This window comes from Micromonospora sp. WMMA1363 (assembly GCF_030345795.1).
In the GTDB taxonomy this organism is placed as follows: Bacteria; Actinomycetota; Actinomycetes; order Mycobacteriales; family Micromonosporaceae; genus Micromonospora.
In genome coordinates this window covers 4321520-4333851 of record NZ_JAUALB010000001.1, presented here as the reverse complement: position 1 = coordinate 4333851, position 12332 = coordinate 4321520, and the positions used below count along the sequence as shown (strand labels likewise).

Here is a 12332-nt window from a genome sequence, read left to right as displayed (position 1 = left end):
GATCGAGCCATCCATCCTCACGAAGAGTGTGATCGCGACCGCCGAGGCCACTCCTCCTTCCGTGACGGCGGTGCGCGTCCGGTCCTTCAGGGAAAGTGCGTATCCGGTCAGTGGGCGGGACGCGGGGCGCGGATCACCTCCGCGTAGATGTCGACCAGGCGCTTGGTGGCCACATCCGGGTGGAAGGTGCGCTCGTAGCGCAGCCGGGCGGCCGGCGCCGCCCCCGCGGCGTTGGCGGCGGCCACCGGCAGGGCGGCGGCCAGCGCGGCCGGCTCCGGTGGCACCACCCAACCCGCCTCCCCGGTCAGGAGCCCGGCCGGCAGGGCACTGCCCCCAGTCGCCACCGTCCCGCCCGGAACCGACTCGCCGGTGCCGGACAACGGGGCAGCGGCGGTGGCCACGACGGCCGGGCCGGTGCCGGCAGGCTCGCGCGGCGTGTCGGCGCCGACCAGGTACGGGATCCCACCGAGGGCGGTGCCGAGCACCGGACGGCCGGCGGCCAGCGCCTCGATGATCACGGTCGGCAGCACGTCGTGCCAGGTGGAGGTGGCCAGCACCACCGCGCTCCCCGCCAGCGCGGCCCGGACACCGGCCCGGTCCAGCGGACCGAGGAAGGTCACGTCCGTCCGCTCCGCCGCAGCGGCCTCGACCAGGGCCCGCAGCTCGCCGTCACCGGCGATACGCAGCGGCCCGAGCGCGCCCACCGGGTGCCGGCGCCAGGCATCGAGCAGCAGATTCAGCCCCTTCTCGGGGGAGAGCCGACCGAGGAAGAGGAAGCCGGCGCCGAGCGGGGCCGGAACACCCGGATCTGGGATGGCGTTCGGCTTCACCGCGATCCGGCTGTCTGGAATGCCGTAGTCCCGCAGATGGTCGGCGACCGCGCTGGTAAGCGCGATGAAGCGGTCCACCGACCGCCAGGTGCCCCGGTGCACCGCGAGCGTCGTCGCCATCAGCGCGCTCTGTGCCCGCGAGCCCCGGTAGCAGCGGTGCACGATCGCCGGTACGCCCAGCGCCCGGCCGCGGCAGTCCTGGCAGATCACGCCGTCACGGAAGTACAGCCCCGAGGAGCAGACCTGCCGGTAGTTGTGCACCGTCTGCACCACCGGCACGCCGTGCCGGTGGGCGGTCCGCACCACCCAGGGCGACAGCAGGGGGTACGGGTTGTGCAGGTGCAGCAGGTCCGGTCGGTGCTCGGTGAGCAGCCGGCCCAGTTCCTGCTGGGCCCGGGGAGCGTAGATCGGGGAGATCGGCAGCAGTGCCTTGGCACCCCGGGACATCGACCGGATCTCGTCGGAGCTGCGCAGGAACGGCAGCACCTCAACCCCGACCGCGGTCAGTTGGGCGATCTCCGCGTCAACGATCGTGTTCTCGCCGGACGGCTGGGCCTCCCGGTACCGGTTGTGCGCCACCACCACTCTCATGGGGCTCGCCTTTCGTTCGCTTGCCGTGCCCGACCCCTGCTCACGGCTGGCGGGCTCGCACGCTCGCTTTTGGCGCTCGCGGCGACGGACTCGCCAGCTCGTTCCTCGCGCTTTCGGGAAAGAAGGCTACCGTTGGCTGGTGCCCGAACTACCGGAGGTTGAGGCGCTCGCGGACTATCTGCGGCAGCGCGCGGTGGGGCGGCGGGTCGACCGCCTGGAGGTCGCGGCCATCAGCGCCCTGAAGACGTACGACCCGACGCCGGCGGCCACCGGCGGACGGGTGATCACCGACGCGCGGCGGCACGGCAAGTTTCTGGACGTGGTGCTCGGCGACGACCTGCACGTGGTGGTCCACCTGGCCCGGGCGGGATGGCTGCACTACCGGGAGGCGTTCGGATCGAACGCCCCGCTGCGCCCCGGGAAGGGGCCGGTCGCGCTCCGGGTACGCCTCGACGACGGTTCCGGGTTCGACCTGACCGAGGCCGGCACGCAGAAGAGCCTCGCCGTGTACCTGGCGGCCGATCCGGCCGCGGTGCCCGGGGTGGCCCGGCTCGGCCCCGACGCGCTCGCCGCCGCCCCAGTCACCTTCGCCGAGCGGATCCGCAGCCGCCGTGGGCAGGTCAAGGGCGTGCTCACCGACCAGGCGGTACTGGCCGGGGTGGGCAACGCGTACTCCGACGAGATTCTGCACGCGGCGAGGCTGTCGCCGTTCGCGCTGACCAACCGGTTGACCGACGAGCAGCTCGCCGCCCTGTACACCGCGACGCGGGAGGTGCTCGGTGACGCGGTGTCCCGGTCGGTGGGCCAGCGGGCGGCCGAGCTGAAGGGCGAGAAGCGCTCCGGGTTGAGGGTCCACGCGCGGACCGGGCTGCCATGTCCGGTTTGTGGCGACACCGTGCGGGAGGTATCGTTCGCTGATTCCAGCCTCCAGTACTGTCCGACCTGCCAGACCGGCGGCAAGCCGCTCGCCGACCGACGGTTGTCCCGGTTGGTACGGTGAGTGACGATCCTCACGAACTCCCGCGAGGAGCCGGCCGCGGCGACGAACGTCGGAGTCGTGTCTCTACCGCAACCCGCATCCATCGGTATAGTGGCTCGGTCCCCGGCTTCTGAAATGGTCCGAAGCCGGCCGGACGTCATGCGGCACAGCCCGGGCGCGATGTCCTGCGGGTCCGCGTTCGGGGCCTGTGCCCGCGTGGAAGACTGGAACGGTGGGCGACGCAGCCCCTCACGTCGAGTGAGCGGATTGCGTCATGCGGGAGGACATGGGTGAGGTGACAGCAAGCCTCCAGCGCCCGGTAACCAACGAAGGCCGGAGCGAACTCGTGCGGCACGGCGATAGCTTCGAGATCCAGCCGCCGACACCGCTGTCCCACAACGGCGTACCCCGGTCGGCGTGGGCCCGCGCCCGGCGCCGGGTATCCCGGTGGCACCGTCCCTACACCGCGGTCCTGCTGCTGCTGGACTTCGCCGCCGCAGCGTTCGCCAGCTTCACCGCCATCCGCACCTTCGACCAGGCCCGGGCCGGCTTCTACCAGGCCCACGACGACCCGACCTGGTTCTACCTGGTGGCGTTCGGGCTGTTGCCGCTCGGCTGGCTGGTCGTCCTCTGGTTCAACCGGGCGTACGACCGGCGTTACCTGGGCCTCGGGCCGGAAGAATTCAAGCGGGTGCTCCGCGGCGGGGTGGCGGTCTGCGCCACCGTCTCCTTCCTGGCGTTCGCCACCAAGACCGACCTGTCCCGGTTCACGGTCGGCACCGCGCTCCTCGTCGCCCTGGTACTGATTTTGCTGGGCCGTATCCTGGCCCGCTTCGTGCTGCACGTGGTGCGGCGCAACGCCGGTCAGGCCGGGCACCGGATGGTGCTGGTGGGCACCCTGCCGGAGTGTCTTGAGGTCTACCGGTCGGTCACCCGTAGCCCGGCCGCCGGCCTGGTCCCGGTCGCCATCCACATCACCGACGGGTACGCGGCCGCCCGGGGCGTGCAGACGCCGGTCCCGATCTACGCGGGGCGGGATGTACTCGCCCTGGTCCGTGAGGTCGGTGGCGACACGATCGCGGTCTGCGGGTCGGCCAGTGCCGAGGGCGAGCTGCGCCGACTGGCCTGGCAGCTGGAAGGCTCGGGCGTCGACCTGGTCGTCGCCCCGCAGCTGACCGACATCGCCGGTCCCCGGGTGCACATCCGCCCGATCGAGGGCCTGCCGCTGCTGCTCGTGGAGGAGCCGACCCTTTCCGGCCCAGCACTGCTGGCGAAGAACCTGCTCGACCGGGCGGCCGCGGGGCTCGGCCTGCTGCTGCTGATCCCGGCCTTCCTCGTGATCGCCGTCGCGATCCGGATCTCCGATCGGGGTCCGGTCTTCTTCCGGCAGCCCCGGGTCGGCCACGAGGGACGGATCTTCCGGGTCTGGAAGTTCCGCACCATGTACACCGATGCCGAGGAGCGGCTGGCCGGGCTGGTCGACCGGAACGAGAACGACGGCATGCTCTTCAAGATCAAGCAGGATCCCCGGGTGTTCCCGGTGGGCCGCTTCCTACGCGCCTCCTCGCTCGACGAGCTACCCCAGCTGATCAACGTGTTCAAGGGTGAGATGTCGCTGGTCGGACCGCGTCCGCTGCCCGCCGACGACGGCGACTTCCTCGGCGACGTCCGGCGACGGCTACTGGTCAAGCCCGGCATCACGGGCCTGTGGCAGGTCTCCGGCCGCTCCGACCTGTCCTGGGATGAGACGGTCCGGCTGGACCTCTACTACGTCGACAACTGGTCGCTGGCGTACGACCTGAGCATCCTGTGGCGGACGGTCGGCGTGGTGCTCGCCCGCAAGGGCGCCTACTAGCGCATCCCGCGCCCGCACGGGCGCCTACTAGCGCATCCCGCGCCCGCACGGGCGCCTACTAGCGCATCCGCGCCACCACCCGCGAGGATCGCCCTCGTGGGTGGCAACCTCTCCGCCGTCGTCGGCGTCGTCTCGCTGGTCACCGCGCTGACCGCGGCCGTGTTCGCGGTGGTCCGCCTGCGCGGCCGTCGGGGCATCGCCACTGCCACCCAGCGGGCCACCTACGAGGTGCTGCACACCGCCGGGCTCGCCGCGGAACCGCTGCGCGCCGGCCTCACCGCGGCGAACGCGGCGAAATCCATCCGCCATCTGCGGGCCCTGGTCGGGGCGGCCGGGTTGGCACTGACCGACGCCGACGAGCTGCTCAGCCTCGACGGGCACGGCACGCACCATGCGGGTCAACTGGTCGCGGCGGCCCGACGGGCGGTGGCGGCCGGCCGGTCGACGGTGCTCGGCGAGGCGGAGCTGCGCTGCGACCGGGTCGACTGCCCGATCCGGGGTGCCGTGGTCGCGCCGCTGACCGGCGTCGACGGACGGGTCGTCGGGGCCCTCGTCGCCGTTGCCGACGGCGCGCCCGCCCCCGGTCTGGTGCAGGCAACCCTGGAGACCGCCCACTGGGCCGGCAACCAGCTCGCCCTGGCCGAGCTGGATTCCTCCCGGGAGCGGCTGGCCCGGGCCGAGGTCCGCGCGCTGCGCGCGCAGATCAGCCCACACTTCGTCTACAACGCGCTGACCGCGATCGGCTCGTTCGTCCGCACCGACCCGGACCGGGCCCGGGAGCTGATCCTGGAGTTCGCCGAGTTCACCCGCTACTCGTTCCGAGCGCACGGTGAGTTCACCACCCTCGCCGAGGAGCTGCGCTCGATCGACCGCTACCTGACCATCGAGCGGGCCCGGTTCGGCGACCGGCTCCAGGTGCGCCTTCAGATCGCGCCGGAGGTGCTGCCGGTGACCCTGCCGTTCCTCTGCCTCCAACCACTGGTCGAGAACGCGGTGCGGCACGGGTTGTCCCGCAAGCCTGGCACGGGCATGGTGAGCATCGAGGCCCGGGACGCGGGCACCGAGTGTCACATCACCGTGGAGGACGACGGGGTGGGGATGGCTCCGGCCGCGCTGACCGCCGGGATCGCCGCTCTGGCCGCGAGCGGCGACCCGGGCGACGACCCGGGTGGCCACGTGGGCCTCTCCAACGTTGACGAGCGGCTCCGGTCGGTCTTCGGGGACGGCTTCGGCTTGGTGGTGGAGACGGGCCTCGGCTCGGGCACGAAGGTCAGCATGCGGGTGCCGAAGTTCCACCCGGGTGTACGGGCGGGCTCATGAGCGAGCGCGGCGAGCGGCACACCCGGCACATCCCACTCGTGCCGCGCGGCAACACGGAGCGCAGCGCCGGCGGGTTCCTGCGGGTGCTGGCGGTCGACGACGAGCCCCCGGCGTTGGACGAGCTGGCGTACCACCTGCGCAACGACCCCCGGGTGGCCCGGTTACACACCGCGGTGGACGCCACCGAGGCGCTGCGGGTGCTCCGCGACGGCGACGTGGACGTGGTGTTCCTCGACATCCGGATGCCCGGCCTGGACGGCATGGAGTTGGCCCGGGTGTTGCGCCGGTTCGCCCGGCCCCCGGCGATCGTCTTCGTCACCGCGTACGACGACGGGGCGGTGGACGCGTTCGACCTGGGCGCCACCGACTACGTGCGCAAGCCGGTCCGCGCCGAGCGGCTCGCCGAGTCGCTGCGCCGGGTGATCGGCTCGCGGGTGGTGCCCGCCCACCCCGCAGCGCTCGCCCGGGCGCAGGAGGATCCGACGATCCCGGTCGAGCTGGCCGGTTCCACCCGGATGCTGCCCCGCTCGGCGGTGCGCTGGGTGGAGGCGCAGGGTGACTACGCGCGGCTACACACCGCCGACGGCTCCCACCTGGTCCGGGTGTCGCTGGCGACGCTCGCCGAGCGCTGGGCGGACGCGGGTTTCGTCCGGATCCACCGTTCCTACCTGGTGCAGTTGCAGCTGATCGCCGAGCTGCGGCTGGTCAACTCCGGCTACGTGGTGGTGGTCGACTCGACCGAGCTGCCGGTCAGCCGACGGCACACCCGGGAGCTGAAGGACAAGCTGGTCCGGACGGTCAAGCAGGACTGGAGCCGCTAGCCGGTCCGCCCGACGAGCAGTGCGACAAGTGCCGCCCCGAGCATCGCCGGCCCGTACGGCACGGGCGTCCGCCAGCCGGCACGGCGGCTGACCAGAAGGCCGGCGACCAGCGGAAGGTTCACCAGCGGGGCCAGCAGCACACCGGCCGTCACGACCGGCCAGCCCAGCCACCCGAGGTGCAGCCCGAGGACGACGCCGAGCTTCACATCGCCGAAGCCGAGCGGGGAGCGGGGCAGCAGGGCGAGGGTCAGGTAGCCGGCGGCACAGGCCACGGCGGCGAGCGCCGCACGTGCCAGCGACGGGACGGCCTGCTCCGCGACCGCCGCAACCGGGAGAAACACCGCCCCGCCGAGGAGGGCCGCACCGACCAGCGGGTCGGGCAGCCGGAGCACCCGCAGGTCGACCAGGGCCAGCGGCACCGCGAGAGCGGACAGCGACAGGAACGCCGGCAGCGCCCAGGTCGGGCCGACGGCGGCCGCGACAGCTCCGCTTGCCACGGCGCCCAGCGGCACGGTGACCGCCCGGCCCGGGACCGGTAGCCGCCCACACCGCGGGCACCGGCCCGACGACCGCCACCAGGGTGGGCTCGTCGTCGCGCAGTCGGGACAGGTGCCACGCCAGGGTGGCTTCGGCTGGCCGGCCGGCCAGTTCACCGCGTACCGGTCGACCAGACCGGGGACCAGCATCCCCCAGCCGGCCCCGGCGACGGTGGCGGCAGCGACAAGGGTGAGCAGCACGGCCGGGATCGTATCCATGCCGACCGCCGGCGATCTGGATCGGTCGGGGCGCGCCGAGGCTGGTGTGCTGGTGGGGCAACCCGCACCTGGCCCGGCTCCGCCTCGGCTGCCCGGCCGGTCGCGTTCGACCTGGGTAAACCCCTCGACAGGTTCAGGGTCACCCACACCCGAGCCCGGCCATCAACGCAGGTCAGCCAGGAGAGCCCGGAAGTTATCCACAGGGGTGACTCATTCTCCACAGGTTGTCCACAGGCCGCCTACATACCGCTTGACAATCCCGGTGATCCGGCGAGACTGCCGGAGTGGCCGCTGCCGACGATCCCGTTTCCAAGGCTGGGGCGCGGACGTGGCCCCGGGCGGCGCGTGACGGCGCCGCCCGGGTGCCGACACAGACCGCCCCGACCTCGACACGGACCCGGATCGTGCTCGCCGATGTGATCCGGCGGGAGAGCCACAGCGACCGCACCCGCACCGAGCTGGCCCAGCAGACCCGGGTAGGCGAGGCGCTCGTCCGCGGTCTGGTCCGCGCGCAGCTCTCCCTCGCGCTGCGGCTGTCGCTGGTGGTGACGATCGGACTCGGCGGGCTGCCCTGGCTGTTCGCCGTCGCTCCCGCGGTCGGCCGGGTCACCGTGCTCGGCGTGAACCTGCCGTGGCTACTGCTCGGGGTGGCCGCCTTCCCGTTCCTGGTCGCCGTCGGCTGGGCGTACGTACGGCTGGCCGAGCGCAACGAGCAGGAATTCACGGACCTGGTTCAGCGACCGGAGCGCTGAGGGTGAGCAACGGGTACGTCGTCCCGGCGATCGTCGCGGTCACCCTGGTCACCGTCTGCATCGGCTTCTACGGGTTGCGGCTGGCCCGCACCACCTCCGACTTCCTGGTCGCGTCCCGGACCATCAGCCCGACCTGGAACGCCGCCGCGATCGGCGGGGAGTACCTGTCGGCCGCGAGTTTCCTCGGCATCGCCGGCCTGGTCCTCAAGTACGGCGTCGACGTGCTCTGGTACCCGGTCGGGTTCGCCGCCGGGTATCTGGCGCTGCTGCTCTTCGTGGCCGCGCCGCTGCGCCGCTCGGGCGCCTTCACCCTGCCCGACTTCTGCGAGCTGCGGCTGGGCTCGCGGCGACTGCGCGTCCTCGCCACCGTCTTCGTGATCTTCATCGGGTGGCTGTACCTGGTACCGCAGTTGCAGGGTGCCGGGCTGACACTGGCCACGGTGGTCGGTTCGCCGTACCCGGTGGGTGCCCTCGTGGTGGCCGCGGTGGTCACCGCTAACGTGGCGCTCGGCGGCATGCGCGCGATCACCTTCGTCCAGGCCTTTCAGTACTGGCTGAAGCTGACCGCACTCGCCGTACCGGCGGTCTTCCTGGCGTTGCAGTGGCAGGCTGACGACCGCCCGGCGGTCACCCCGCCCGACGGCCCGACGTTCCGGTCCGCGACCACCGTGGTGGTCGAGCATCCCGCGACGCTCACCCTGCCGGACGGGAACACCCGGGAGGTACGTCCCGGCGACGAGCTGACCTTCGGAGCGGGCGACCCGGTGCCGGAGGTTTCCGGGGCGGCCACCGACGCTTCCGACTGGCTGCTGCCGAGCACCGCGAGCGACGACGACCAGGGGTTGTTCGCCACGTATTCGCTGATCCTGGCCACTTTCCTGGGCACCATGGGTCTGCCGCACGTGCTGGTCCGTTTCTACACCAACCCCGACGGCGCCGCCGCCCGGCGCACCACGCTGGTCGTGCTGGCCCTCGTCGGCGCCTTCTATCTGCTCCCCACCATCTACGGGGTGCTCGGCCGGATCTACACCCCGCACCTGCTGGTCACCGGGCAGACCGACGCGGTGGTGGTGCTCCTGCCCGGCACGGCGCTGGGCGACGGCGTCACCGGCCGGCTGCTCGCCGCGCTGGTCGCCGCCGGGGCGTTCGCGGCGTTCCTCTCCACCTCCTCCGGCCTGCTCACCAGCGTCGCCGGTGTGATCTCGACGGACGTGCTAGGTCGGGGCTCGGTCCGCGGGTTCCGGCTCGCCACCGTGATCGCCGGGGCGGTGCCGGCGATGCTCGCCCTCAACGTCTCCGGTTTGGACGTGTCGCAGGTCGTCGGGCTGGCGTTCGCAGTCGCCGCGTCGAGCTTCTGCCCGCTGCTGGTGCTCGGCATCTGGTGGCGGGGACTGACCGACCTCGGCGCCGCCGCCGGTGTGCTGGCCGGCGGCGGCGCCGCGATCGGAGCGGTGCTGGTGACGGTGCTCGGGCCGCCGCTGGCCGGCTGGCCGGCCACGCTCACCGCGCAGCCGGCCGCCTGGACGGTGCCGCTCGCCTTCACCGTCATGGTGGCCGTGTCGATGGCCACCCGCCGCCGCGTCCCCGCCGGCGTCGGCACCACAATGCTCCGCCTACACGCCCCCGAGTCCCTGCGGCTGTGAGCCACGGCCCCTTCCCCAGGATGGGTCCCTGACCGGGCGGTCGCTCCAGCAGGAGTCGGTGCCGGCGCAGAGACGCGCCGCGGCACGCTCTGCCAGCAGCCTCGCCCCCTCCAGGTCCTTCCGCTTGAGCCGAACCTCCGCGACCAGATCGCCTTGGCGGACGACGGCCCAACTGTTTCCTACGCCCTCGATCTCAACGACGACCAGGAACGACCCGTCACCCGCCACACGTGGCCCCGGTTACACGACGGACCCGAGCGCTCGGACCGGAACACGGGTGTCGACCGGATACGGTCGGACGCATGACTGGTGAGCACCCCGCCCTCGCGCTGCGCGGCCTGGTCAAGCGCTTCGACAGCAAGATCGCGGTGGCTGGCGTCGACCTGAGCGTGCCGGCCGGTTCGTTCTACGGCCTGCTCGGGCCGAACGGCGCCGGCAAGACCACCACCCTGTCGATGGCGGTGGGCCTGCTCCGGCCGGACGCCGGGCGTGCCTGGGTGCTCGGGCACGACGTGTGGGCCGACCCGGTCCGGGCGAAGCGGCTGCTCGGCGTCATGCCGGACGGTGTACGTCTCTTCGACCGGCTCACCGGCGCGGAACTGCTCGCCTACCACGGTCTGCTACGCGGCATGGACCCGGCGGTCGTCGACCAGCGGGCGGCGGAGCTGCTGGACGTGCTCGCCCTCGCCGACGCCGGCCGAACCCTGGTGGTGGACTATTCGGCCGGCATGAAGAAGAAGATCGGCCTGGCCTGCGCGCTGCTGCACGGGCCGCGGCTGCTGGTGCTGGACGAGCCGTTCGAGGCGGTGGACCCGGTGTCGGCGGCACTGATCCGGGACATCCTCCAGCGGTACGTGGCCGGTGGCGGAACGGTGGTGTTCTCCAGTCATGTGATGGAGGTGGTGGAACGGCTCTGCTCGCACGTGGCGATCCTCGCCGCGGGCACGATCATCCGGGTCGGCACGCTGGACGAGGTGCGCGGGGACCGCTCCCTGGAGCAGGTGTTCGTGGAGGTCGTCGGCGGCCGCACGGCGACTGGCGAGGAGCTGGCGTGGCTGTCGCGGTGACCGCGCCGACGGCGCCGGCCCGGCGGGTCTCCGCCCGGTACTTCGTGCGGCTCAAGCTACGGGTGATGGGCAACAACTTCCGTGGTCAGGGCTGGCGGATCGCCCTTTTCGTGGTCGGCTCGGTGGTCGGGCTCTGGTTCGCCGCGACCGGCTTCTTCCTCTTCGCAGCCCCGGGCCTGGCCGGCGGCGATCGGTACGCGATGCTGGTCGCGGCGTTCGGCGGCGGGTTGGTGGTGCTGGGCTGGCTGCTGCTACCGCTGGTCTTCTTCGGCGTCGACGAGACGCTGGACCCGGCCCGCTTCGCGCTGCTTCCGCTGCCCCGCCGGACACTGGTCACCGGCCTGTTCGCGGCGGCGCTGGTCAGCGTCCCGGCGGTCGCCGTGCTGCTGGCGCTCGCCGGCCTGGTGGTCACGGCCGGCGCGCTGGGCGGGTGGTCCGCCGCAGTGGTGCAGGCGGTTGGCGTGCTGGCCGGCCTGCTGCTCTGCGTCGCCGCCGCCCGAGCGGTCACCAGCGCGTTCGCCACCATGCTGAGGTCCCGCCGGGTACGCGACCTGGCCGGGGTGCTGCTGGCCGCGACCGCAGCGCTGTTCGGCCCGCTGCAACTGGCCGCGATGGCCGCCCTGCGCCACGCGCAGTGGGACCGGTATGCCTCGGTGGCGACCGTGGTGGGCTGGACGCCCTTCGGCGCGCCGTGGACCGCGGGCATCGACGTGGCGTTGGGCCGGGTCTGGGCCGCACCGGTGAAGCTGCTGATCACCGCGCTCACCGTGGTGGCGCTGCTCGCCTGGTGGTCTCGCTCGCTGGAGTCGGCGATGGTCGGCGCGGCGAGCAGCGGCGGGGCCGCGGCGCGACCGGGGACGACCGGCACCGCCGTCGCCGAGTTCCTCCCCCGCATGTTGCGCTGGCTTCCCCGGGATCGGTTCGGCGCGCTGGTGGCGCGGGAGGCGCGCTACTGGTGGCGGGACGCCCGGCGGCGGGCGAATCTGATCACGCTCGCGGTGGTCGGTCTCTTCGTGCCGGCGATGGTCAACGTCGGCGGGGCTGGATTCACCGTGGACGAGCAGGGTTTCACGGCCACGGGGGAGTCGTCACCGGTGCTGGTCAGCCTGTCGATGCTCTTCGTTGGCGTGCTGGCCGCGGTCACCCTGGCCAACCAGTTCGGCTTCGACGGCAGCGCGTACGCGGCGCACGTGGTCGCGGGCGTACCGGGGAAGGTGGAGTTGCGCGCCCGGATGGCTGCCTTCTCGCTCTACGTGCTGCCGCTGGTCGTGGTCGTCTCCGTGGTGCTCGCCCTGATCCTGGGCGAGCCGGGTTGGGTCGGCGTGACGGCGGGCAGCCTGCTCGCCACGTACGGCGCCGGGCTGGCGGTCAACACACACCTCTCGGTGCTCGGGCCGTACGCGCTGCCGGAGACGAGCAACCCGTTCGCCCTCAACAGCGGCGTCGGGGTGGCCCGCAGTTTCCTGACCGCGCTGTCGATGCTCGCCTCGGCAGTCGTGGCGATCCCGATGGTGGTGGCCGCCGCGCTGCTCGGCGACGTCTGGCTCTGGCTGGCCCTGCCGGTCGGCGCGGCGTACGGGCTGGGTGCGGCGCTGCTGGGTGCCTACCTGGCCGGCGACGTCCTCGACCGCCGCCAGCCCGAACTCCTGGCCGCGGTCACCCCGCGCCGCTGATCTGTCGGCGGCCCCGGTTTGGCCGCAACCGGGGCCGGTGGCAAGG

The 12332-nt window shown here is 72.7% G+C and carries 10 protein-coding genes; 8 read left to right on the top strand and 2 right to left on the bottom strand.

The window, feature by feature from the left end:
- Nucleotides 1–107: 107 nt before the first annotated feature.
- Nucleotides 108–1421: a glycosyltransferase family 4 protein gene (locus tag QTQ03_RS20175; RefSeq protein WP_289279403.1), complete on the bottom strand. Its 1314-nt coding sequence runs from the start codon at nt 1419–1421 to the stop codon at nt 108–110.
- Between the two features lie 139 nt (nt 1422–1560).
- Here QTQ03_RS20175 and QTQ03_RS20170 point away from each other — a divergent pair, with 139 nt between their 5' ends.
- The 4 genes from QTQ03_RS20170 (at nt 1561) to QTQ03_RS20155 (ending at nt 6396) form a co-directional block, all read left to right on the top strand.
- Nucleotides 1561–2421: an Fpg/Nei family DNA glycosylase gene (locus QTQ03_RS20170; RefSeq protein WP_289279402.1), complete on the top strand. Its 861-nt coding sequence runs from the start codon at nt 1561–1563 to the stop codon at nt 2419–2421.
- A 265-nt stretch (nt 2422–2686) separates the two neighbouring features.
- The gene (locus QTQ03_RS20165; RefSeq protein ID WP_289280918.1) at nt 2687–4255 is read left to right on the top strand and encodes a sugar transferase; all 1569 of its coding nucleotides are present in this window, start codon (nt 2687–2689) and stop codon (nt 4253–4255) included.
- A gap of 96 nt (nt 4256–4351) precedes the next feature.
- Nucleotides 4352–5575, top strand: a complete 1224-nt coding sequence (locus QTQ03_RS20160) for a sensor histidine kinase (protein WP_289279401.1) — start codon at nt 4352–4354, stop codon at nt 5573–5575.
- 86 nt (nt 5576–5661) lie between these two features.
- Nucleotides 5662–6396, top strand: a complete 735-nt coding sequence (locus QTQ03_RS20155) for a LytR/AlgR family response regulator transcription factor (protein WP_289280917.1) — start codon at nt 5662–5664, stop codon at nt 6394–6396.
- Here the strand turns inward: QTQ03_RS20155 and QTQ03_RS20150 are convergent.
- Complete coding sequence (locus QTQ03_RS20150) at nt 6393–7133, bottom strand: prepilin peptidase (RefSeq protein ID WP_289279400.1); 741 nt, start codon at nt 7131–7133, stop codon at nt 6393–6395. The genes QTQ03_RS20155 and QTQ03_RS20150 overlap by 4 nt on opposite strands.
- 380 nt (nt 7134–7513) lie before the next feature.
- Here QTQ03_RS20150 and QTQ03_RS20145 point away from each other — a divergent pair, with 380 nt between their 5' ends.
- From QTQ03_RS20145 to QTQ03_RS20130, 4 genes are all read left to right on the top strand, one after another.
- The gene (locus QTQ03_RS20145; RefSeq protein WP_289280916.1) at nt 7514–7903 is read left to right on the top strand and encodes a DUF485 domain-containing protein; all 390 of its coding nucleotides are present in this window, start codon (nt 7514–7516) and stop codon (nt 7901–7903) included.
- Nucleotides 7904–7905: 2 nt separating this feature from the next.
- Nucleotides 7906–9546 carry a sodium/solute symporter gene (locus tag QTQ03_RS20140; RefSeq protein ID WP_289279399.1) on the top strand — a complete coding sequence of 547 codons (1641 nt, stop codon included), beginning with the start codon at nt 7906–7908 and terminating at the stop codon, nt 9544–9546.
- A 302-nt stretch (nt 9547–9848) separates the two neighbouring features.
- A complete protein-coding gene (locus QTQ03_RS20135) occupies nt 9849–10613 on the top strand; it encodes an ABC transporter ATP-binding protein (RefSeq protein WP_289279398.1) in 765 nt (254 codons plus the stop codon).
- Entirely contained in the window at nt 10598–12286 is a 1689-nt protein-coding gene (locus QTQ03_RS20130) for an ABC transporter permease (protein WP_289279397.1), read from the top strand. The genes QTQ03_RS20135 and QTQ03_RS20130 overlap by 16 nt, the downstream gene beginning before the upstream one ends.
- Nucleotides 12287–12332: the final 46 nt, after the last annotated feature.